Source organism: Frondihabitans sp. GW821-FHT04F02 (assembly GCF_059420045.1).
Genome location: NZ_JBWKSZ010000003.1, coordinates 75,394 through 97,006 on the forward strand (window position 1 = coordinate 75,394; position 21,613 = coordinate 97,006).

The 21,613-nt window shown below is 70.2% G+C and carries 24 protein-coding genes; 9 read left to right on the plus strand and 15 right to left on the minus strand.

Annotation, left to right across the window (positions count from 1 at the left end; genetic code table 11):
- Positions 1-24: 24 nt before the first annotated feature.
- From AC07TY_RS08985 to AC07TY_RS08995, 3 genes are all read left to right on the plus strand, one after another.
- Positions 25-585, plus strand: coding sequence for a YceI family protein (locus AC07TY_RS08985; RefSeq protein ID WP_123506126.1), 561 nt, complete (start codon positions 25-27; stop codon positions 583-585).
- 149 nt (positions 586-734) lie between these two features.
- Positions 735-1,292, plus strand: a complete 558-nt coding sequence (locus tag AC07TY_RS08990; RefSeq protein WP_494785099.1) for a TIGR03086 family metal-binding protein — start codon at positions 735-737, stop codon at positions 1,290-1,292.
- A 29-nt stretch (positions 1,293-1,321) separates the two neighbouring features.
- A complete protein-coding gene (locus AC07TY_RS08995) occupies positions 1,322-3,040 on the plus strand; it encodes a long-chain-fatty-acid--CoA ligase (RefSeq protein WP_494785100.1) in 1,719 nt (572 codons plus the stop codon).
- Between the two features lie 265 nt (positions 3,041-3,305).
- Here AC07TY_RS08995 and AC07TY_RS09000 read toward each other — a convergent pair whose 3' ends face one another.
- From AC07TY_RS09000 to AC07TY_RS09010, 3 genes are all read right to left on the minus strand, one after another.
- Complete coding sequence (locus tag AC07TY_RS09000; protein WP_494785101.1) at positions 3,306-4,100, minus strand: CPBP family intramembrane glutamic endopeptidase; 795 nt, start codon at positions 4,098-4,100, stop codon at positions 3,306-3,308.
- A gap of 132 nt (positions 4,101-4,232) precedes the next feature.
- Entirely contained in the window at positions 4,233-4,859 is a 627-nt protein-coding gene (locus tag AC07TY_RS09005) for a DUF2510 domain-containing protein (RefSeq protein WP_123506130.1), read from the minus strand.
- A gap of 172 nt (positions 4,860-5,031) precedes the next feature.
- Complete coding sequence (locus AC07TY_RS09010; RefSeq protein ID WP_494785102.1) at positions 5,032-5,748, minus strand: HAD family hydrolase; 717 nt, start codon at positions 5,746-5,748, stop codon at positions 5,032-5,034.
- A 38-nt stretch (positions 5,749-5,786) separates the two neighbouring features.
- Here AC07TY_RS09010 and AC07TY_RS09015 point away from each other — a divergent pair, with 38 nt between their 5' ends.
- Together AC07TY_RS09015 and AC07TY_RS09020 are read left to right on the plus strand one after the other, a co-directional pair.
- Positions 5,787-6,392 (plus strand): class I SAM-dependent methyltransferase, encoded by a 606-nt coding sequence (locus AC07TY_RS09015; RefSeq protein WP_494785103.1) that lies wholly within the window; start codon positions 5,787-5,789, stop codon positions 6,390-6,392.
- A gap of 44 nt (positions 6,393-6,436) precedes the next feature.
- On the plus strand, positions 6,437-7,231 hold the full coding sequence (locus AC07TY_RS09020; RefSeq protein WP_494785104.1) for a phosphatase PAP2 family protein: 795 nt from the start codon (positions 6,437-6,439) through the stop codon (positions 7,229-7,231).
- Positions 7,232-7,294: 63 nt separating this feature from the next.
- On the opposite strand, the gene AC07TY_RS09025 is transcribed toward AC07TY_RS09020, so the two are convergent.
- The 3 genes from AC07TY_RS09025 to AC07TY_RS09035 all read right to left on the minus strand — a co-directional run bounded on the left by AC07TY_RS09025 (position 7,295) and on the right by AC07TY_RS09035 (position 9,873).
- The gene (locus AC07TY_RS09025; RefSeq protein WP_123506133.1) at positions 7,295-7,723 is read right to left on the minus strand and encodes a BLUF domain-containing protein; all 429 of its coding nucleotides are present in this window, start codon (positions 7,721-7,723) and stop codon (positions 7,295-7,297) included.
- A gap of 368 nt (positions 7,724-8,091) precedes the next feature.
- Positions 8,092-9,015, minus strand: coding sequence for an oxygenase MpaB family protein (locus AC07TY_RS09030; RefSeq protein WP_494785105.1), 924 nt, complete (start codon positions 9,013-9,015; stop codon positions 8,092-8,094).
- Positions 9,016-9,054: 39 nt separating this feature from the next.
- Positions 9,055-9,873: an SDR family oxidoreductase gene (locus AC07TY_RS09035; RefSeq protein ID WP_199738258.1), complete on the minus strand. Its 819-nt coding sequence runs from the start codon at positions 9,871-9,873 to the stop codon at positions 9,055-9,057.
- A gap of 93 nt (positions 9,874-9,966) precedes the next feature.
- Between AC07TY_RS09035 and AC07TY_RS09040 the strand changes: the two genes are divergently transcribed.
- Positions 9,967-11,649: a long-chain-fatty-acid--CoA ligase gene (locus AC07TY_RS09040; RefSeq protein WP_494785430.1), complete on the plus strand. Its 1,683-nt coding sequence runs from the start codon at positions 9,967-9,969 to the stop codon at positions 11,647-11,649.
- Here the strand turns inward: AC07TY_RS09040 and AC07TY_RS09045 are convergent.
- Complete coding sequence (locus AC07TY_RS09045; protein WP_494785106.1) at positions 11,639-12,205, minus strand: hypothetical protein; 567 nt, start codon at positions 12,203-12,205, stop codon at positions 11,639-11,641. The genes AC07TY_RS09040 and AC07TY_RS09045 overlap by 11 nt on opposite strands.
- Before the next feature lie 141 nt (positions 12,206-12,346).
- On the opposite strand from AC07TY_RS09045, the gene AC07TY_RS09050 reads away from it, so the two are divergent.
- A complete protein-coding gene (locus AC07TY_RS09050; protein WP_123506138.1) occupies positions 12,347-12,667 on the plus strand; it encodes a DUF7882 family protein in 321 nt (106 codons plus the stop codon).
- A 15-nt stretch (positions 12,668-12,682) separates the two neighbouring features.
- On the opposite strand, the gene AC07TY_RS09055 is transcribed toward AC07TY_RS09050, so the two are convergent.
- Positions 12,683-13,072 carry a DUF3054 domain-containing protein gene (locus AC07TY_RS09055; RefSeq protein ID WP_488625803.1) on the minus strand — a complete coding sequence of 130 codons (390 nt, stop codon included), beginning with the start codon at positions 13,070-13,072 and terminating at the stop codon, positions 12,683-12,685.
- Positions 13,072-13,719: a spermidine/putrescine ABC transporter substrate-binding protein gene (locus AC07TY_RS09060; RefSeq protein ID WP_123506140.1), complete on the minus strand. Its 648-nt coding sequence runs from the start codon at positions 13,717-13,719 to the stop codon at positions 13,072-13,074. Before AC07TY_RS09060 ends, AC07TY_RS09055 begins: the two co-directional genes overlap by 1 nt.
- Positions 13,720-13,809: 90 nt before the next feature.
- Between AC07TY_RS09060 and AC07TY_RS09065 the strand changes: the two genes are divergently transcribed.
- Both AC07TY_RS09065 and AC07TY_RS09070 read left to right on the plus strand, forming a co-directional pair.
- Positions 13,810-13,983 carry a hypothetical protein gene (locus AC07TY_RS09065; protein WP_488625802.1) on the plus strand — a complete coding sequence of 58 codons (174 nt, stop codon included), beginning with the start codon at positions 13,810-13,812 and terminating at the stop codon, positions 13,981-13,983.
- Between the two features lie 18 nt (positions 13,984-14,001).
- Positions 14,002-15,099, plus strand: coding sequence for an SGNH/GDSL hydrolase family protein (locus AC07TY_RS09070; protein ID WP_494785107.1), 1,098 nt, complete (start codon positions 14,002-14,004; stop codon positions 15,097-15,099).
- Between the two features lie 79 nt (positions 15,100-15,178).
- On the opposite strand, the gene AC07TY_RS09075 is transcribed toward AC07TY_RS09070, so the two are convergent.
- The 6 genes from AC07TY_RS09075 to AC07TY_RS09100 form a co-directional block, all read right to left on the minus strand.
- Positions 15,179-16,009 carry a DUF3097 domain-containing protein gene (locus tag AC07TY_RS09075; RefSeq protein ID WP_494785108.1) on the minus strand — a complete coding sequence of 277 codons (831 nt, stop codon included), beginning with the start codon at positions 16,007-16,009 and terminating at the stop codon, positions 15,179-15,181.
- A complete protein-coding gene (locus tag AC07TY_RS09080; RefSeq protein ID WP_494785109.1) occupies positions 16,006-16,575 on the minus strand; it encodes a hypothetical protein in 570 nt (189 codons plus the stop codon). The genes AC07TY_RS09075 and AC07TY_RS09080 overlap by 4 nt, the downstream gene beginning before the upstream one ends.
- A 13-nt stretch (positions 16,576-16,588) precedes the next feature.
- Complete coding sequence (gatB, locus tag AC07TY_RS09085) at positions 16,589-18,091, minus strand: Asp-tRNA(Asn)/Glu-tRNA(Gln) amidotransferase subunit GatB (protein WP_494785110.1); 1,503 nt, start codon at positions 18,089-18,091, stop codon at positions 16,589-16,591.
- Complete coding sequence (gene gatA, locus AC07TY_RS09090) at positions 18,091-19,632, minus strand: Asp-tRNA(Asn)/Glu-tRNA(Gln) amidotransferase subunit GatA (protein ID WP_494785111.1); 1,542 nt, start codon at positions 19,630-19,632, stop codon at positions 18,091-18,093. Before gatA ends, gatB begins: the two co-directional genes overlap by 1 nt.
- A complete protein-coding gene (gene gatC, locus AC07TY_RS09095) occupies positions 19,629-19,928 on the minus strand; it encodes an Asp-tRNA(Asn)/Glu-tRNA(Gln) amidotransferase subunit GatC (protein WP_123506146.1) in 300 nt (99 codons plus the stop codon). The genes gatA and gatC overlap by 4 nt, the downstream gene beginning before the upstream one ends.
- Positions 19,929-20,025: 97 nt before the next feature.
- Positions 20,026-21,564, minus strand: a complete 1,539-nt coding sequence (locus AC07TY_RS09100; RefSeq protein WP_494785112.1) for an alpha/beta hydrolase — start codon at positions 21,562-21,564, stop codon at positions 20,026-20,028.
- Positions 21,565-21,613: the final 49 nt, after the last annotated feature.

Below are 21,613 nucleotides of genomic sequence, written 5' to 3' on the forward strand. Positions count from 1 at the left end.
CACCTCACACGTTTGGAGCCCCCCATGGCCATCACCACCGAAACCATTCCCGGATACGTCGCCGGCACCTGGAACATCGACCCGATGCACTCCGAGCTCACCTTCTCGGTGCGCCACCTCGCGATCTCGAAGGTCAAGGGCAACTTCTCGAAGTTCGACGTCACCCTGACCACCGGCGAGTCGATCGTCGACTCGACCGTCGAGGCCACCATCGACATCGCCTCGATCTCGACCGGCAACGCCGACCGCGACGGCCACCTGCACTCCGACGACTTCTTCTCGACCGAGTCGCACCCCACCGCCACCTTCAAGTCGACCAAGGTCACGGAAGACGGCGACGACCTCCTCATCGACGGCGAGTTCACGATGAAGGGCGTCACCAAGCCCACCACGCTCAAGGCCGAGTTCGGCGGAATCGTCACGGACGGCTACGGCCAGACCAAGGCCGGCTTCTCGGCCAAGGGCAAGATCGACCGCACCGAGTTCGGCATCTCGTTCAACCAGAACCTCGAGAAGGGCGGCGTGCTGCTCGGAAACGACATCTCGTTCGACCTCGAGATCCAGGTCGTTCTCGCCTCGGCGTAAGCAGTCGCACACGAAGGGCCCGCGCCGTCGGCGCGGGCCCTTTCGCGTGCCCGAGCTCGGATCATCCGCCGACAGCGAACAGCACCTGGGAACACACTCCGCACAGGCGGAGTTGTCCCTGATCCCGCCCCACCCCCGAGAGGACACCCGTGGACACCGACTGGATCTCCCTCCTCCGCACCGCGCACTCCGAGTTCGCCGCGCGCATCGCAGCCGTCCGCGACTGGGACGCCCCTACCCCCGACACCGACTGGACGACCCGCGACCTCGTGGCGCACGTCGTCGAGGACCAGCAGTGGGTCCCGCTCCTGCTCGCCGGCAAGTCGCACGCCGAGGCGCAGCTCGCGATCGCCCCGCTGGGCGATGACCTCGCCGCCGAGTGGCGCCGGTACGCGCCCGCGGCCCTCGACGCCTGGAAGTCGGTCGACCTGGCCCGCGCCGTCCAGCTCTCGTACGACACCGTCCGCGCCTCGGAGTACCTCGCCGAGCAGGTCGGCGACGTCACGATCCACACCTGGGACCTCGCCCGCGCCACCGGAACCAGCGAAGACCTCGACGACGACCTCGTCGACGCCGTGTGGACCGTCTTCGAGCCGCAGGCCGACGCCCTCGCGTCGAGCGGCCTCTACGCGCCGGTCGTTCCCGTCTCAGCCGACGCGTCGCTCCGGGTCCGCCTGCTCGCGCTGACGGGCCGCGACGCGAGCTGACCCTCAGTCCTCCATGGTTAGGTGGGCGCATGACCGACAACGAAGCCGGCTCGCCCGACGGCCCCTGGCTCGCCCACTACGCCCACGGCGTGCCCGCCGACATCGAGCCGGTCGTCGGCACCCTCGTCGATCTCATCGACGGGGCGGCCGACCGGTACCGCGGCCACGTGGCGCTGGAGTTCTTCGGGCGCGAGACCACCTACCGCGAGCTGCACGACGACATCCTCCGGGCCGCCGAGGGGCTGCGGCGCCTCGGAGTGCGGCGGGGCGACAGGGTCGCGATCCTGCTTCCCAACAGCCCCCAGCACGTCGTGGCGTTCTACGCGGTGCTGCGGCTCGGGGCCATCGTGGTCGAGCACAACCCGCTCTACACCGACCGCGAGCTGCGGCACCTGTTCGAAGACCACGAGGCCAAGGTCGCGATCGCCTGGGACAAGCTCTCCGACCGCCTCCGCGCCATGCCCAACGACCTCGCTTTCGACCGCGTCGTCGCCGTCGACCTCACGCGCGAGATGTCGGCAGCCACCCGGGCGGCGCTGAGGCTCCCCGTGCGACGCGCAAGGGAATCCCGGGCCGCACTGACCACGGCACGGCCGGTGCGCTCCCGCGGGCCCCTCTCGACGTGGGAGCAGCTCGTCGGCGGCCGGCGTCTCAGCAAGCGGCACGAACGCCCGAAGCTCGACGACGTCGCCCTCCTCCAGTACACGAGCGGCACGACCGGTCTGCCGAAGGGCGCCATCCTCAGCCACCGCAACCTCCGGAGCAACGTCGAGCAGGGGCGCGCCTGGGTGCCTGAGCTGAAAGACGGCGCGGAGACGATCTACGGCGTGCTGCCGTTCTTCCACGCCTACGGGCTGACGCTGTGCCTGACGTTCGCCATGCGCATCGGCGCCCGGCTCGTGCTGTTCCCGAAGTTCGACGTCGATCTCGTGCTGAAGGCGGCGAAGAAGCACCCGCCGACGTTCCTGCCCGCCGTGCCGCCGATCTACCAGAGGCTCGCCGACGAGGCGGGCTCGCGGGGGTCGCGTCTCGGCAAGTGCCGCGTCGCGATCTCGGGCGCGATGAACCTCCCCGCGTCGACGATCACGGCGTGGGAGGCGGTCTCGGGCGGCATCCTCGTCGAGGGATTCGGCCTCACCGAGACGTCGCCGGTGGCGCTCGGCAACCCGCTCGGCCCGACACGGCGCCCCGGCACCGTCGGGCTGCCGTTCCCGTCGACCGACATCAAGGTCGTGCGTCGCGACGACATCACCGTCGAGCTGCCGTGCGGCGAGCCGGGCGAGCTGATGATCAAGGGACCGCAGGTGTTCCAGGGCTACTGGCGCCGCCCCGACGAGACCGCCGCCGTGCTGCCCGGCGACGGCTGGTTCCGCACCGGCGACATCGTCACCCTGAGCGACGACGGCTACGTCACCATCGTCGACCGGATCAAGGAGCTCATCGTCACCGGTGGCTTCAACGTCGCGCCCTCCGAGGTCGAGGACGCCGTCCGCAACCTCGACGGGGTGCTCGACGCCGCCGTCGTCGGGCTCCCGAAGGACGCCGGAGGCGAGGACGTCACCGCCGTCGTCGTGCTCGAACCGGGCGCGCGCTTCGACGAGGCGGCCGCCCGGGCGGCACTCCACGAGCACCTCGCCGGCTACAAGGTGCCGCGGCACCTGTTCGTCGTCGACGAGCTGCCGCGCAACCTCATCGGCAAGGTGCTGCGCCGGCAGGTGCGGGAGGAGCTCATCGCGCGGCGCGCCTGAGCCGTCGGCGCGCCTGCCTGGGAACGACGATGGTCACGAACCGAGTACGGTGCACCAATGACCGACGACAAGAAGACCACCACGACCACGCACACCTCGGACGGCGACGGCACCACCGAGAAGACCACGACGACGACTCACGAGGAGACCACGTCGACCAGCACCTCCGACGACTGACCGGCGCGTCGCGCCCGCGCTGAGAGGCCTCTAGGAGCCACCGGCACCGTACCGCACCGTCCGCGGGCCTCTCGCGTCGCCGTCGCGCTCATCGCGCCGCCGCCGCCGATGCCGCGAGGAGCGCCACAGTGAAGATCGCCCAGTCGTTGAGGATGTGGGCGCCCGTGCTGACGAGGATGTTCTTCGTCCGGATGTAGGCCAGCGTCAGCACGAGCCGGGCGACGCCGATGATGAGGAACGCCTGAGCGAAGTTCCACTGGTACGTCGGCAGGTGCGCCGCGCCGAACCACGCGGCCGTCACGAGCCAGGCGACGAGGAGCGCGCGCTTCCGCGAGAGACCGGCCTTGGTGCAGAACGCCATGACGGCCAGGAACGGCAGGATCGTGAACAGTTCCTCGCCGAAGATCTGCACGGCTGTTCCGAGGTAGAAGGCGAATGCTTCCCCGGCACTGTGGATGCCGTCCGCTGCCGGGTTGGCGTTCGCGCCGAAGAACGCCTTCACGATGATCCCGACCAGGAACGACACGACGAAGTTGAGCACGGCGAACACGACCATGAGGCCGAAGTCGCGGGGCCGGATCCGCCGCAAGATGCTTGACCACTGGCGGCGGGTGAAGGCAATGAAGACAGCCAGTTGGACAGCCGGAAAAAGGCATCTCGAGACCAGCGCCTGCACGTTGCTAGTCGCCGGATAGAAGATGAGAACCGCGAATCCTGCGGCGCAACCGAGGATGACGACGATCCACTTCCAGGTCGCCAGCTCGAACGGGACACCGTTGTAGAACGGGAAATCCCGGCCGTCAGGCCTCTCTATCGCTTTTCCGTATCTCTGGTCGTTCTCCGCTGGTGGGGTCGGAGAATCCACTGCTTCGGTCGATGACATCGCGTTGCTCTCTGATCGCAACGAGCCGGCCTTGGCTCAAAGACGACTGTAATCAGGCGCACAGCCATTGCCAAGACCCGGTCGAGGCGAGGTCATGACCGAGCGGCTCGTCGACAGAGCTGCGACTTCGACTCAGGTCTGCGACTGGAGCGCATCCGTCAGCTGCTGGAAGTACCCGACCGCACTGATCGAGCTGAGCACGAGACCGACGACCTCGATGAGGATGAGCACCCACACCGGCCAGAGCCCGCGGCCCGGTGCGACTCGGCGGACGATCACCGACCGGCCGATCACGTAGACGGGCGACGACAGGAAGCTCCAGGCCCAGTGGAACGGCCTCACGACGCCCACTCGAAGCAGCCGCCGATAGTCCGCCACGGCGAGCAGGACGCTCACCCCGTACAGGGCAAGGCTGGCCAGGAGCACGGCGATGTACTGCGGGGTGTAGATCGACGACGGATCGACAGTCGGCGTGCCGGACGGCCCGACCTCGATGATCCGGAACTTCGGCCGGTACGACAGGGTCAGCGGCCACACCACGAGCGGCAGCAGAACGATCACCCAGATCAACGCCCCGTAGATCGGCGCACCCGGCGCGAGCTCGGGTCTCACCGGGTTCGCCATCGCCACGGCCTGCGGCCCGCCGGCGGGAGCGGTCGGAGCCGTCCACACCACTCCGTCCCACCACCGGGTGCCAGGACCCCCTTCAGGATCCGGGTACCACCCGGGGCCCACCTCCGGACGCGATCCATCAGACATGGCACTCCCCCTTCGAGTTCGATAGCTGAGGAAGATTCGGGCTCCCTCGCCGGTGCTCACTGTAGGTCATACCGGCTCGCACCTTCACGGCAGAGCCGATGACTGCACTCCCCATGCCCTCGGCAGGTCCGGATGACCTGGCGCTCCCGGGGCCAGGGCCGCAGGACCGGCCTCACCTCGGGCACACGAGCTCGAACGCCCTCCACATCTGATCGGGCCGGGCGATCAGGCACGGCATCCCCAGGGCCGCGCCGCCGGCGTCGTCGTGAGCGGAGTCGCCGATCATCAGGCATTCTCGCGGGTCGCTGTCGAGCCGATCGGCCGCGAGCTGGAAGATCCGCGGATCGGGCTTCACGGAGCCGACCTCATACGACAGGACGACCGCGTCGAGCGCGGAGGCGATCCCCCAGCCCGCCAACGCGGGGCGGATGTCGAGGGCAATGTTCGACACGATCGCCAGACGGATCCCTGCGCCGGACGCCCGGACGATGAAGTCCCGGGCCCCGTCGTTGAGCACCCACTGATTCGGCATCGTCTCGTAGAGCGCCTCGGCGAAGTCGAGCGGCATGGCCTCGCCGCGGGTCACCGTCGAGACGAAGGCGTGCCTGTGCGCTGCGGCATCGAGATCCCAGTCCAGGGTCGGGAAGAGCTCTCTCGCGTCGCCCCAGACCGTCCGGATCCTCCCCACGGCCACCGACGTCGACGCGGGGCGGCTCGCCACGCGCGATCCCGCCTCGGCGATCCAGTTCTCCATCGATCCCACGACCGCCGTCGTGTTGTGGAAATCGAGGAGGACGGCGCGGGGCCGGCCGGTCGATCGCTCGTGCTCGACAGGCGCACCGCGGCCGAGTCGATCGTCGTCCGCAGGCGAATCGCCGTGTCCACTCATGACCCGACCCTAGGCGGGCCGGCTCCTAAGATCACGCTGTGGTGTCAGACGCACAGGCCTCCTACTCGCGGCGGGCCGTCGAATACGCTGAGCACCTGGGCACGATGAGGGCGGTCCACCGGGCGGACGCGCACCTGGTGACGTCGTGGGCCGTCGAGCTGAACGGACCCATCCTCGACGCGGGATGCGGCCCCGGTCACTGGGCCGCGCACCTCTCCGACCAGGGATGCGAGGTCCGCGGCGTCGACCAGGTGCCCGAGTTCATCGACCATGCTCGCAGGAACTCCCCCGACATCCCCTTCGTCGTCGCCACTCTCGATGCTCTCCCGGACGCTCCTGACAGCTACGCGGGAGTGCTCGCCTGGTACTCGCTGATCCACCACGAGCCCCGCAGCATCCAGCGGGCTCTGAATGAGTTCGCCCGAGTCCTGCGACCCGGCGGCGCGCTCCTGGTGGGCTTCTTCACCGGGCCCGAGGTCGAGGCGTTCGACCACGCGATCACGACGGCCTACCGCTGGCCTCCCGATGCTCTCGGCATCGAGTTGCGCGACGCCGGGTTCGAGGTGATCGAGACGCACACGCGAACCGGGCCCGACCCCGGCCCGCGGCCGCACGGCGCCGTTCTCGCACGCCTCAGAGACTGACGAACGAGCGACCACCACCGCACAGGGTGCGGGACACTGTCCTGATGACGACCGACGCAGCCACGCACGACGACCGCTACGACCGGAAGGTCGGCCGCCGCGACGTCCGGGACTGGCGCACGAAGACCGGCAGGCGGCTGGCCGAGCGTCACCACCGCCTCGCGTCCCGCGTCGGTGCGAGGCGAGCGCTCGTCGCGACGCTGGCGATCGGCGGCGGCGTCGCAGTCGTCGCGTCGGTCGGCGCGTCCTGGATCTACGACGGCGTCACCAGCCGTAACGGCATCGAGAGCCTCGACGGGCCTGCGCTGAAGCTGGCGAAGAGCCTGCGGTCACCGGCGGCGAACGCCGCCGCAGCGGCGATCGCCCGAGGTTTCGGCCCCGTCGGCATGCCCGTCCTCGCGCTCGGCACAGCCGCCGCGCTGGCCGCGCGACGACGCGAGCTGACACCGGTGATCCTGATGACGGCAGCCGGCGCCGGCTCGCTGGCGATGACGCTCGCGGGCAAGAACATCATCCACCGCAACCGCCCGCACCGCCGCGACGCGATCGCGCCGTACGAGAAGTCGCCGTCGTTCCCGTCGGGCCACACGCTGAACGCCACGACGGTGCTCGGCACCGTCGCCTACCTGTACGCCCTGAACCAGAAGCGCAACGCACCCCAGACGGCCGTCATCGGGGCGGCGGCCGCGACCGCCGTCACCGTGGGGCTCTCTCGAGTCCTGCTCGGCGCGCACTGGTTCACCGACGTCGCCGTCGGCTGGACCACCGGCACCGGCTGGCTGTCGCTGATCGTGACCAGCCACCGCCTCTACCTGACGAGCACCGACCGCGACAACTGACGGCCAGGCGCGGCCCGCCCGACGTCGAATCATCCGCCCGACGACGTCTGTCCGGCGAGCGCTCTAAGCCGCCTGCGGTGCCCGCATCTGGAACCACTGCAGCATCTGCCTCAGCGCCGGCTGATTGCCGAAGCCCGGTGTGCTGTCGGCGAGGTCGTCGAAGGTGGCTCGATAGCCGGGGATCTGGTCGGCGAGGTCGTCCGAGGCGGGCTCGTAGCCCATCGACCAGGACGGGAAGAGGCGCTCAGCCTCCTCGTCTTCCACCAGGACCGACACGTCGGTGTGGCGGGGGTCGGCCGAGATGACGCGCAGCCGATCGCGGACGACCTCGTCGTCTCCCTCGAGCACCTGGATGAACTGGCCGTCCCGGTAGAGGAGGAAGCCCGTGAGGCCGAGGCGCCGGTTGTTCGACCGGCTGTTCATCAGGAGCGTGGCGAGGGTGTCGTCGTCGAAGGTGTCGACGGCGGTGCTCGTGTACACGAGTGACAGCATGCGTATCTCCCAGGATCGAAGACTCCAGCGTGCCTGATCGCCGTGCCCCGGGACAGCCCCAGCACGGGGGTGTGTCGTTTCGCCCCGCGGTTGATTGAGTTGTCGCAGGGTGATCGCAGACGGTCCCCGGTTACGGAGCGTTCCATGCCGCCGACCTCGAGCCGCGGTCCAACTCGCGAGCCCGCTCGCGAGCCCGCTCCCCCGGCGCGACCCTGTTCGGCGTGCGGTGCCACGACCCGCAAAGAGCTCAACCGGTTCTACGGCACTGCCCTCTCGGTGCACCGGGTTCTCCTGGTCTGTCCGGCGTGCGGGTGGATCGGCTTCGAGCCCACGCCGCCCCGCCTCGCCACCTGAACGGCCCTCGCGCGTCAGTCCGTATCGACGATGCCGAGCCGCGCACGCCGAGCCCGCGCGTACTTCGCGGCGACGGGCTCCGGGCCGAGGAGCTCCCCGATGCCCTTCAGCACGACGCCGGTCGCGGCACGGCCGGGCAGCACGCGGTTGGGGCGCACGCCGAGCAGTTCCTGAAAACGTGGCGAGATGGTCGTCACGGCGCCGTCGAAGAGCACCGGGTAGCCGGCCCGCAGCACCGGAAAGAGCGGCGGCCGGCGCAGGAACTTCACCACGTCGTCGGTCCGCCCGCTGCGCTCGAGCACCCCGCGCTCGTCGAACCCGGCCAGCTGCGCCTGCATCTCGTCGACGGAGCGCGGCGGGTTCTCCACCCCCATCAGCTCGCCCGCGACGGCCCACTCGCGCACGTAGGCGTCCGGCCCGCCGGGGATCGGCTCGCCCCAGGCCAGAGCCGCCTGCAGGAAGGAGTCGGCGAAGGCCATGTGCACCCACGACAGGAGGTCCTGGTCGTTGGCGGCGTAGTCGTGCGAGACCCCGTGGCGGTCGTGGTACGAGCCGGTGACGCGCTCGTGGATCTTGAGCACGAAGTTCGAGGCGGCCACGGCGTCGGCGCGGCTTCCGTACGACACCGTGAAGATCCAGCGGATGGTGCCCGCCAGGCGGCCGAGCGGGTCTTCGCGGTAGCGGGAGTGGTCGTGGACCCCGGCGAGCGCGCCCGGGTGGAGGGCCTGCACGAGGAGGGCGCGGACACCGGCGGGGATCGTCGACATTCCGCCGTGAACGGACCAGACAGCTGAGCCGGGGCCGAAGAGGCCGGGATCGTCGCCGTCGCCGAGATCCTGCACCCATTGCGGGGTTCCGGTGCGCTGGCCGTTGAACGTGAACTGCAGGCGGGAGCGGATCGGCTCGGTCGCCGCTTTCATGAACGAGGTGGCTGGCACCCACTCAGTGAATGCCAGCCACCTGGGAGAACGCGACCGCTAGTCGCCGTGGGCCTCGACGGAGACGTCGTTCCAGTCGTTCCACGTCGCGAGGCGCGACTCGTAGTCCTTGGTCGCGATGCCGAGGGGTGCCTTGCCGAAGAAGATGCGGAGCGGCGGCTTGTCGGCGTCGACGACCTTCAGGATGGCCGTGCGGGTGGCCTTCGGGTCGCCCGGGTCGGCGGCCGACGGACGCTTCGACGCGGCCTCCCGGACCTCGGCGTAGGCGGCGATCTCGTCGCTGCGCGAGGCGGACGGGCCCGACCAGTCGGTCGAGAAGCCGCCGGGCTCGATCAGGGTGACGTCGATGCCGAAGCCGGCGACCTCCTGCGAGAGCGACTGCGAGAAGCCCTCGAGGGCCCACTTCGAGGCGTGGTAGGCGCCGACCGTCGGGAAGGCGCTGATGCCGCCGATGCTCGAGACCTGGATGACATGGCCCGACCCCTGCTCGCGCATGATCGGAATAGCCGCCTGCGTCACCCAGAAGGCGCCGAAGAGGTTCGTCTCGAGCTGGGCGCGGAGCTCCTCCTCGGTGACCTCCTCGATCATTCCGAAGTGGCCGTAGCCGGCGTTGTTGATGACGACGTCGAGTCGTCCGAAATGCTCGGCCGCCTGCGCGACGGCTGCGAAGTCGGCGTCGCGGTCGGTGACGTCGAGCGTCAGCGGCAGCACGTTCTCGCCGAACTTCTCGACCAGCTCGTCGAGCGTGTCGATCTTGCGCGCCGTCGCGGCGACCCTGTCGCCGCGCTCCAGGGCCGCCTCGGCCCACTCGCGGCCGAAGCCCTTCGATGCTCCGGTGATGAACCAGACCTTGCTCACAATGTGTCCTCTCGGGTGGTGTTCCTCGAGCAGTCAACTCCCGCACGCTGGGCGCTGCTCCGCTAACTTGCACTCCGAACCTTCTAGAGTGGCCTGGTGACCATCGACAGCGCGCGTCCCTGGCTTGACAGCTACGCCCCCGGCATTCCGCACGACATCGAACCGCCGACGGGGTCACTCATCGACCTCGTGCGCGACACGGCCGCGAAGTACCCGTCGGCCACGGCGCTCGAGTACTTCGGCGCCGAGACCAGCTACAGCAGCCTGGTCGAGCAGATCCAGCGGGCCGCCGAGGGCCTGCGGAAGCTGGGCGTGAAGAAGGGCGACACGGTCGCTCTGATCCTGCCGAACTGCCCGCAGCACATCGTGGCGTTCTACGCGATCCTGCGCCTCGGCGCCATCGTCGTCGAGCACAACCCGCTCTACACGCCCCGCGAGCTCGAGCACCAGTTCGTCGACCACGGCGCCCGGTTCGCCATCGCGTGGGACAAGGTGGTGGCCACCATTCAGAAGTTCCCGGCCGAGGTGCCGATCCAGGCGATCGTCTCCGTCGACGTGACCAAGGCGATGCCGCTCAAGACCCAGCTGGCCCTGCGCCTTCCGGTGAAGCGCGCCCGCGAGTCGCGCGCCCGCCTCACCACGACGGTCACTGGCACGACGACCTTCGAGAAGCTCATGTCGTCGCCGAGGATCTCGGCCGACCACCCTCGTCCGGCCACCGACGACCTCGCTCTCATCCAGTACACGTCCGGCACGACCGGCAGCCCCAAGGGCGCCATGCTGTCGCACTTCAACCTGCTCGCCAACGCGGCCCAGTGCCAGGCGTGGATCCCGCAGGTCAAGGAGGGCGAGAGCGTCGTCTACGCCGTGCTGCCGATGTTCCACGCCTACGGACTCACGCTCTGCCTCACGTTCGCCATGCGCATGGGGGCGCGCCTCGTGCTCTTCCCCGCCTTCGAGCCCGCGCTCGTGCTGGCCGCGATGAAGAAGCACCCGCCGACGTTCCTTCCGGCCGTGCCGCCGATCTACCAGCGGCTGCAGCGCGCCGCCGACGACGCGGGCGCGTCGCTCGAGGGCATCGAGATCGCGATCTCGGGTGCCATGCCCCTCTCGGCCTCCGTGGTCGAGCCGTGGGAGGAGCGTTCCGGGGGGTGGCTGATCGAGGGCTACGGCCTCAGCGAGACGTCGCCGGTGCTGATGGCCAACCCGGTCTCGGACGCCCGACGCGCCGGCACCGTGGGCCTGCCGCTCCCCAGCACCGAGATCCGGGCCGTCGATCCCGAGAACCCGACGCACGACGTGCCCAAGGGCGAGCGCGGCGAGCTGATCGTCCGTGGGCCGCAGGTCTTCAGCGGCTACTACCGCCGCCCCGAGGAGACCGACGAGGTCTTCGTCGACGGCTGGTTCCGCACCGGCGACATCATCACGATCGACGACGACGGATTCGTCGCCATCGTCGACCGGATCAAGGACCTCATCATCACCGGCGGCTTCAACGTCTCGCCCTCCGAGGTCGAAGACACTCTGCGGCAGTTCCCCGGTGTGGCCGACGTCGCCGTCGTCGGTCTCGGCAGCAGCGAGAACGAGCAGGTCACCGCCGCCATCGTCGTCGAGCCCGGCGTCACGCTCGACGAGGCTGGCCTGCGCGAGTTCGCCCGCGAGAACCTCGCCGCCTACAAGGTGCCGCGCCGCATCGTCATCGTGAAAGACCTGCCGAAGTCGCTCATCGGCAAGGTGATCCGCCGCCACGTCAAAGAGCAGCTGCTCAAGAAGTAGCAGCCGCCTCGATGTCGTCGAGATGGCGCGACACGGCGTCGAGCACTCGGCGCTGGGCGTCGAGAGACGACCGCCAGCCGTCGATGTGCGTGAGCGCGTGGTCGGCACCCTTGATGGTGATGAGGTCGGCCGCAGCGTCGCCGGCCTCGGCCGGCAGCCACATCGCGTCGGCGTCGCCGCCGATGGCGAGGCCCGTGGTGTCGAGTTCCTGCATCGCCGCCGTCACGGCCTCGGCCGTCATCACCGGGGTGAGCCAGATGCCGGGGACCTTCTCGCGCACGGCCCACGGCAGCGCGAACGAGCCGAACGACTTCGCGACGACGAGGCGCCGAGCGGTCGCGCCGGCGAAGGCCTGCTCGGTCGCCCGCTCGACGAACGAGACGGGGTCGACGTCGTCCGGGACGATCCACGACACGGCCCGCACCTGCCACCCGCGCTCGGCGAGGAGCCGGCCGCACCAGTAGAGAAGAGGCGCCTGGGCGGTGTAGCCGGTGCCGGGCAGGAGCACGGCGACGTCGGGGCTGTCGGGGTTCGCGATGATCGTCGAGTCGGTCATGCGGGTCACGGTAGCCGACGGCCCTGCGCTGCGCCCGAGCAGGATAGGCACACCTAACGCACGCACGACGTGTCTGGCAAGGTACGCTCTACTGCTTGCACTCCCGAGACCCTGGAGCGCCCAGTTCAGCAAGGAGAGACATTGGGATCCCTCATCTACGGTTCCACCTCGATCGAGATCGAGTTCGAGGATCGCACTCTCGAGCACCTGCAGATCGTCATCGCCACGAAGCTCCGCCGTCGCGAATCGTTCTTCTTCTCGTGGCGCGACCCGCAGAAGGTCGGCGACGGCCGCTCCAGCCTCTGGATGGACCCCGGCATCCCGCTCTACTTCAAGTACAACGGCGGCCGGGTGCCGTCGATCAGCCGCAGCTGGCTCGCCGAGCTGACCGCGAGCGCCAACAGCTCGTCGGGCCTCGTGCTCTCGGACGAGCCGTCGCTCGACAACAGCGCCAAGCCGTAACGCGCGGCCTCGCGATCAGGCGCGGGCGGCCGACCTCTTCTTCAGCACGATCGCCAGGGCGCGCCAGCCGATCAGGAAGACGGCGTTGACGATGAGGGCGACGATCACGAAGCTCGTCGCGACGCCCTGGTCGCTGACGTTGCGGAGCAGCATTCCGCCGACAACCGTGGCGATCCAGATGATCGCGCCCGAGTAGACGGTGACGAACGGCCAGCGGAAGCCGATCACGAAGAGCCAGCCGATCACGAGGCCGGTGACGAACGGCCACGCGGTCGTCGCGATGCCGACGAGCGCGTTCGACTCGTCGTGGCTGCGGCGGCCGATCAGCACGAAGGCGAGCACGAGCGCGAGGTCGAACACGAACGACCACCACGGCGCGCGGGGGTAGACCGACTTCGGGATCATCAGCGCGACCGCGGGTTCTCGAGGGCCTGCGCGAGCTCGGCGAGGAGCTCGTCGATCTGCGGTTCGACAAGGCGGTCGACGGCGTCGGAGATCCGGCGGCGGTGCTCGACGAGGGCGAGGCAGACGGAGGTGCCGACCTGACGGGCGTGGTCGTCGGCGAGTTCGAGTTCGGTGCGCAAGGCCTTCTTCGCTTCTTCGGAGTAGGGGGCGGGGGGTTCGGCGGCGGGCGGAGCGACGGGCCGGTCTCTCTCGGCGAGCTCCGCGAGCGTGAAGAGGAAGGGCTGGCCGGGCTCGGGCTCCGGATCGATCTCGAGGCCCTGGAATTCGAGGGCGAGACCCTCGTCGGGCTTGTAGCCGCCGGTCTCGGGCTCGGCCGCCTTGGCGAGCTCGCGCGCGACCATGGGCAGGTTCCTGGCGGTGTAGTCGTCGACCGCCTCGTCGATGATCGCCTGCATGCGGCTCAGCAGGGCGTGCTGCACGGCGTGGGGCACGTCGTGGTCGAAGCCGGCGGCCGTCGCGATCGGCGAGCCGAAGCACTGTCGGCAGACGCGGGTGCGCGCCCGGGAGGTGCCGACCTGCCAGCGCGGAAGCCAGCGGAGAAAGGCGTCGACGCCGCTGCGGACGCGCCCCTCGATCGAATCGGCCATGCCTCATGGTAGGCCGACGCGCCCGGGAATCCGTGGGGGCGCGCGCCGCGAACGGAGCGTAGCGTGCGGGACACCATCGAAGGAGCCCCCATGAGCGACATCCACGGCCACGACGCCGAGCGCCCCGAGCCCGACCCCGCCGCCGAGCACGGCGACAGCCCCGACGAGGTCGACACGGTCGACGCCGAAGACACGACGCCCTTCCACAACCCGGCCGAGGCCGAGGTCGACAGCGAGCTGGGCGGGCACCTCCCCCTCCGCTAGCCGACCTAGAATGGCCTGATGGTGGCGAGACGATGGGCGGCGTTCGTCGCGGCCCTCGTGATGACCTCCGTCGTCGCGGTTCCGGCGTCGGCCAGCGCCGCCACCGCCACCGGCCCCTACGTCGCCCTGGGCGACTCGTACGCGTCGGGCTACGGCCTCCCCGAGGCCACCGGCGAGCCCGTGTCCGGATGCGGCCAGTCGCGTCTCGACTACCCGCATCTCCTGGCGCGAGAACTGGCCCTCCCCCTGACCGACGTCACGTGCGCCGGCGCCACCACCTCCGACGTGGTCAGCCGGCGGCAGCTCGGCGCGCAGCCCCAGGTCGCCGCCCTCAGCGACTCCACCAGGCTCGTCACCATCACCATCGGCGGCAACGACGCCGACCTGATCGGAACCGTCGCCCGATGCATCGCCGTGTCCGCGAACGGCCCCGTGTTCTCCACCGGCGAGGACAGCTGCAAGGCGACGCTCGAGAGAGACGGGGTGAACACGCTGAACCGGTCGATCGACGACACGGTCGTGCCCAAGGTGCGTGCCGCTTTCCGCGACATCGCTCGTGCGGCGCCCAACGCGCGAGTGTTCGTCGTGGGTTATCCGGCGCTGTTCCCGAACGCCGCGAGCGTCCCGGCTGGCGGGTGCTTCCGGTCGGTGGCCGACGGATCGGGCTTCGTCGGCGACGGGTTCCCCTTCACGACGACCGACGTCGCGTTCCTCGGCGGCATGCAGTCGCACCTCGACGGCGCTCTGCGCACCGCCACGCAGCGCGCCGGGTTCACCTACGTGTCGACTCTCGCCGGCAGCTACGCGCACTCCGCCTGCGCCACCTCCGACTCGTACCTCGAGGGCATCACGCTGTCAGCCGACTCGACGTTCTCGTCGATCACTCTGGCCGACGGAGCCCTGCACCCGAACGAGCGCGGCACCCGGTACCTGGCGACGCAGACGGCCGACGCGATCCGCGCGGCCGCCGCGACGCCGCCCGCGTCACCGGCAACGGCCGATGCGGGCGGATTCCCGCTGGTGTGGCTCGTGCTCGCCGGCATCGTCGTCGTGTTCGCGGCGATCGTGCTCCTCGTGGCGCGCAGCATCCGCCGATCGCGGCGCGACCAGAGCTGACGGGACCGAGCCGCCGCGGCTGGCCGACGGGGGCTGGCCGACAGGGGGCTGCCCGGCAGGGGGGCTGCCCGGCAGGGGGCTAGGGCGCCGTCACGAAGTCGATGAGCTCCTCGACGCGGCCGAGGAAGTCAGGCTCGAGGTCGGCGAATGTGCGCACCTGCCCGAGGATCCTCTGCCACGCGCGGGCGATGTCGGCCTGCTCCTCGTGCGGCCAGCCGAGGGCCTGGCAGATGCCGTGCTTCCACTCGATCGAGCGCGGGATCACCGGCCATTCCGCCAATCCGACGCGGGCGGGCTTCACCGACTGCCACACGTCGACATAGGGGTGCCCGACCACGAGCACGTTGGCATCCGACACGGCCGCGGCGATGCGGCTCTCCTTCGAGCCCTTCACCAGGTGGTCGACGAGCACGCCGACACGACGGCCGGGACCGGGCCGGAACTCCTTCAGCACGTCGGCGAGGTTGTCGACGCCCTCCAGGTACTCGACCGCGACACCCTCGACCCGGAGGTCGTGGCCCCAGACCTTCTCCACCAGCTCGGCGTCGTGTCGCCCCTCGACGAAGATGCGACTGGGGAGCGCTGTACGGGCCTTGGCGTCCTGCACGGCGAACGACCCGGAGGCCGACCTCATGCGCCCCTGCGGGGCCGCCTGCGGGTAGCGCAGGCGCACCGGCTCGCCGTCCATGGCGAACGACGCGGTCAACGGGAAGGCCCGCACCCGATCCTTCCAGTCGACGAGCTCGACCGTCTGCGCCTCGACGCGCACGACGGCGCCGGTGAAGCCCGAGACCGTCTCCTCCACCACGAGGTCGCGGACGGCGTCGACGACGCGGGGCTCCGGTCGCTTCGACTTCTTCCAGGTGCCTCCCGCCAGGACGTCGTCGCCGTAGCGGTCGAAGTCGGTCATGCCGTGCGCCTCCGGGCCTGCTCCTGCGCGGCTCGCGACGGAGGTTGGAAGCCGTCGGCGAACGCCCAGACCGCGAACACGAGGAGCGCGATGATGTAGAGGATCGAGATGATCACCGGCAGCCACGGCGACTCCAGCAGGCCGTTCTTCTGCGACACCAGTGCGGCCACGACCTCCGCCGCCAGGAACCAGAAGGTGATGCCGATGGCGCGCGACACGTAGATCGCGAACCGGTGGCGCATCTCGCGGATGCGGTCGCGTCCGCCGCCTTTCCAGTAGTCGGCATGGGGAACCAGGATGTGGCGTGCCGGCATGAAGGCGAGCGCGGCCGACGCCACCACCCAGATGCCGATCACGATCAGGCTGGTGATCACGACCACGATCTCGAGGTCGCTCCGGGAGGCAGCGAGGCCCTTCTTCCCGGCCGACGACCAGATCAGGATCGTGTGCGCGGGCAGCTGCCGGGAGGCGACGAGGAGCGCCACGACGACGGCTGCCATGCCGATCGCCGCGGGCCGCAGGGGCGCGAGCCACCATGCCGCTCCCCGCGCTGTGCCGGAGCTCACGTCGGAAGCCAGGTCAGGCCTGCGCTCTCTCGAGGACGAGCTCGCGCACGCGAGCAGCGTCGGCCTGGCCCTTCATGGCCTTCATGACCGCTCCGATGACCGCACCGGCGGCCTGGACCTTGCCGTCGCGGATCTTCTCGAGCACGTCGGGCTGCGACGCCAGGGCCTCGTCGATGGCGGCGATGAGCGCGCCGTCGTCCGACACGACCTTGAGGCCGCGCTTCTCGACGACCTCGGCGGGAGTGCCCTCGCCGGCGATGACGCCCTCGAGCACCTGACGGGCCAGGCGGTCGGTCAGCTCTCCGGAGTCGATCAGGGCGATCAGCTCGGCCACCTGCGACGGCTCCACCAGCGACGATGCGTCCACCTCGGCGGCGTTCGCGAGACGGGCGATCTCGCCCGTCCACCACTTGCGCGCGCTGGCCGGAGTCGATCCGGCGGCGACCGTCTCGACGATCTCGGTGAGCAGGCCCGCGTTCTTGACGTCTTGGAACTCGAGGTCGGTGAAGCCCCACTGGGCCTTGAGGCGGCGGCGCATGATGGCCGGCGATTCGGGAAGAGCCGCACGGAGTTCCTGGATCAGCTCCAGCGAGGGCTCGACCGGCAGGAGGTCGGGCTCGGGGAAGTACCTGTAGTCGTCGGCGTCGCTCTTCGGGCGGCCGGCGGAGGTGCGGCCGGTGTCTTCGTGCCAGTGGCGGGTCTCCTGCGTGATCGTGCCGCCCTTGGCGAGGATGGCGGCCTGGCGCTGGATCTCGTAGCGGATGGCGCGCTCGACGGCGCGGAACGAGTTGACGTTCTTCGTCTCGGTGCGGGTGCCGAGCTTCTCCTGGCCGCGGGGGCGCAGCGAGATGTTGGCGTCGCAGCGGAGGTTGCCGCGCTCCATGCGCGCCTCCGAGATGCCGAGGCCGCGGACGATGTCGCGGATTGTCTCGACGTACGCGGCACCCAGCTCGGGCGCGAGGGCCTCGGCGCCGATGATCGGGTGCGTGACGATCTCGACGAGCGGGACGCCGGCGCGGTTGTAGTCGACCAGGGAGTACTCGGCGCCCTGGATGCGGCCGGTGGAGCCGCCGACGTGCGTGAGCTTGCCGGCGTCCTCCTCCATGTGGGCGCGCTCGACGGGCACCGTGAACAGCGTGCCGTCGGGCATCTCCACCTCGACCGAGCCCTCGAAGGCGATCGGCTCGTCGGACTGGCTGATCTGGTAGTTCTTGGCCAGGTCGGGGTAGAAGTAGTTCTTCCGGGCGAAGCGCGAGGTGGGCGCGATCGAGCAGCCGAGCGCGAGGCCCAGGCTGATCGCGTACTTCACGGCCTGGCCGTTGACGACCGGGAGCGACCCCGGCAGCCCCAGGTCGACCGGCGTGATGTTGGTGTTGGGCTCGCCGCCGAACTCGTTCGGGGCGTCCGAGAACATCTTCGTCGCGGTCGACAGCTCGACGTGCACCTCGAACCCGACGACGGGCTCGAACATCTCGAGCGCCTTGTCGTAGTCCATCAGTTCTGGGCGGGCGGCCATCAGACCACTCCTTCGGTTGCGGCGGACTGTTCGGAGACGCTGAGGCTCGGCGCCTTCGAGATGAGCGTGTGACCCCAGGTCGACTCGAAGAGCTGCTCGAGCGCGGCGCCGTAGGTGTACAGGCGGGCGTCCTCCCGGGCGGGCGCCATCAGCTGGATCCCGGTCGGCAGGCCGTCCTCGTCGGCGAGGCCCATCGGCAGCGACAGGCCGGGGATGCCGGCCAGGTTCGCGGGGATCGTCGTGAGGTCGTTCAGATACATCGCCAGCGGGTCGTCGATCTTCTCGCCGATCGGGAACGCCGTGGTGGGCGCGGACGGCGAGATGAGCACGTCGACCTCGTCGAAGAGGCGCGAGAAGTCGCGCTGCACGAGCGTGCGCACCTTCTGCGCCGAGCCGTAGTACGCGTCGTAGTAGCCGGCGCTGAGGGCGTAGGTGCCGAGGATGATGCGGCGCTTCACCTCAGGGCCGAAGCCCTGCTCACGCGTGGCCGCCATGACCTGCTCGACGGTTCCGCCGCCCTCGGGCGTGACGCGAAGCCCGAACCGGACGGAGTCGAACTTGGCGAGGTTCGACGACGCCTCGGCGGGGAGGATCAGGTAGTAGGCGCTGATCGCGTACTCGAAGCTGGGGGCCGAGACCTCGACGATCTCAGCGCCTGCGGCGGTGAGGAGCGCGACGGCGTCGGCGAAGCGGGCCTTGACGCCGGCCTGGAAGCCGTCGCCGTTCAGCTCCTTGACGATGCCGACCTTGACGCCCTGGAGCGAGCCGGGCGCGAGTCCCGCGCGGGCGGCGTCGGCGAACGACGGCCACTCGTCGCGAAGCGACGTGGAGTCGCGGGGGTCGTGGCCCTTGATCACGTCGTGCAGCAGCGCCGAGTCGAGCACGGTGCGGCTGACGGGGCCGATCTGATCGAGCGACGACGCCAGGGCGATCGCGCCGTAGCGGCTGACGGAGCCGTAGGTCGGCTTCACGCCGACCGTGCCGGTGACCGCGCCGGGCTGGCGGATCGAGCCGCCGGTGTCGCTGCCGAGGGCGAGGGGCGCCTCGAAGGCCGCGACGGCCGCAGCCGAGCCGCCACCCGAGCCGCCGGGGATCCGGTCGAGGTTCCACGGGTTGTGGGTCGGGCCGTACGCCGAGAACTCGGTCGACGAGCCCATCGCGAACTCGTCCATGTTGGTCTTGCCGAGCGGCACCAGGCCGGCGGCACGGACCTTCGCGACGGCGGTCGCGTCGTAGGGCGGGATCCAGCCCTCGAGGATCTTCGAGCCCGAGGTCGACGGCATCCCGATGGTGCAGAGGACGTCCTTGACCGCGATCGGCACGCCGGCGAGCTCGCCCAGGGTCTCCCCCGCGGCCCGGCGCTCGTCGATCGACTTCGCGGTGGCGAGGGCCTCGGCGTTGACGTGCAGGAACGCGTGGACGTCGCCGTCGACGCCGGCGATGCGGTCGAGGTGCGCCTTCGTCGCCTCGACGCTCGACACCTCGCGGCTCTGGAGCTTCGACGCCAGGTCGGCGGCTGACAGGTGGATGAGGTCGGTCACTGCTCTTCTCCCAGGATCGCGCTCACCTTGAAGCGGGTTCCGTCGTGCTCGGGCGCGCCCGCCAGCGCCTGCTCCTGCGTGAGGGTCTCGCCGACCACGTCGTCGCGGAAGACGTTCGACAGAGGGATCGGGTGGCTCGTGGCCGGCACGTCGGCGTTCGCGACCTCGGACACCTTGGCGATGCTGTCGACGATGTGGCCGAGCTCGCCCGTCAGCTTGTCGATCTCGTCGGGGGTGAGGGCGATCCGGGCGAGCCCTGCGAGGTGCTCCACCTGCTCGCGCGTGATTTCAGACATGCCCACGAGTCTATTCGGCGCCCGTCTGAGAACCTGCAGGACACAAGCTGGGCGCAGGAACTCGGGGCGCCCGGCTCCTCGAGTCGAAACGGCGCGACTAGGCGCTGTGGACGGACTCGCGACTGACGTCCTGGGGCCGCACGTACTCCAGCGACGGACCGTTCACCAGCTGCGGCCCGTCGGGCACGGGGTCGCGGCCGTCGGCGAGGTCGCCTCGGCCGATGCCGATGAGCGCGAGGCTGCGCATGGCGTGGCTGCCGGTCGTGAAGTACTCGTTGTGCGTGACGACGGCGGTCAGCTTCTGGGACGTGTACGGGTCGACGGCCGAGCCGAGGTTGAGGAGCTTCGAGCCGAACACCACCGAGCCGGGGTCGGCGCCGAAGACGCCGCTGCCGGCGACGGGGTCGAGCGCCGCGGCTCCGGCGAACACGTGGCCCGCGGTGACGGCGAGGTCGCCGGCGTCGGCCACGACGCTGCCGGGCGATCCGAGGGCCACGAAGTCGTCGACGTGGATCGTGCCCGACGACAGGGCGATGGTGGCCGTCGTGGAGCCGTACGAGTGGCCGATGATCGTCGTGCGGGGCTCGTCCTCGAGGCGGACGGCGTCCAGGCCCTCGACGGCGTTCTCGAGGTGCACCGCGCCGGCCTCGGCGAGGCTCAGCCCGAGCACGTTCGTCATGACCGGGGTGCGGTAGCCCATCCACGAGACGACGGCGGACGACTCGGGGGCGGAGGTCGTGGTGGCAAGCGTGTTCGACCAGAAGGTCTCGGAGCTCTGGACCGCCGCTGCGGCGTTGGTGAACGAGACCATCTGCGTGGAGACGGTGTACATCATGCCCGGCACCATGAGGCTGACGTTCTTCGCGGTGTCGAGATCGCCGATGGCGACGGCGGCACGACCCGGGTAGACGGTGTCGAGCGAGACGAGGCTGCGAGCGGTGTCGTTGCCGTCGTAGCCGGGTATGAGCGACTGCTGCACCTGCTGCAGCATGGCGAGGCGCTGCCCCTGGGTCGGGGCGCCGACGACGGTGCCGCCCGGGTTCTGCTCGAGGTCGTCGATGGTCCGGCTGAGCGTGATGCGGTTGGCGAGGTTGCGCTGCGAGTACGGGACGCCCTCGAGGTTGCCGATGATGCTCGGGACGGCCTCGAGGAGGACGGTGCGCTGGGCCGTGGGGACGGTGCTCCACCAGGCGCGAACGGCGGTGGCTTCGTCGGCGCCGGCGCCGAGTTCCTGCGCCAGGGTCAGATCGGCACCGGAGTCGACGTCGAGCGACTCCCCGAACTCGCCGAGGGTCAGAGACGACGCGCCGGCCAGAGCGGAGAGGCAGGCGGGGGCGTCGAGATCGGCCGGGAGGCTCGCGGGCGCACGGCCGTCGCTGTCGGCTCCGCAGGAGCGGAGCGTCGCGAACGACGAGATCGGCAGGCCCTCGACGGCTGCGGAGTGCGTCGAGACGTCCGCCGGGGTCGTGACATCGGCCGCGGTCGTGGCGACAGCGCCGGTCGTGACGTCAGCCGCGGTCGCGACGTCGGCGCCGGCCGTGACGTCGACGGAGGAGGCCGCGTCGTCGTGCGACCGGACCGACTCGGAGGACTGCTGGGTCGCGGACACGGACGCCACGTCGACGTGCGGTGGCACGGCAACAGGCCCGGTCACGCCTAGCACGTTGACCGAGGAATACAGGATG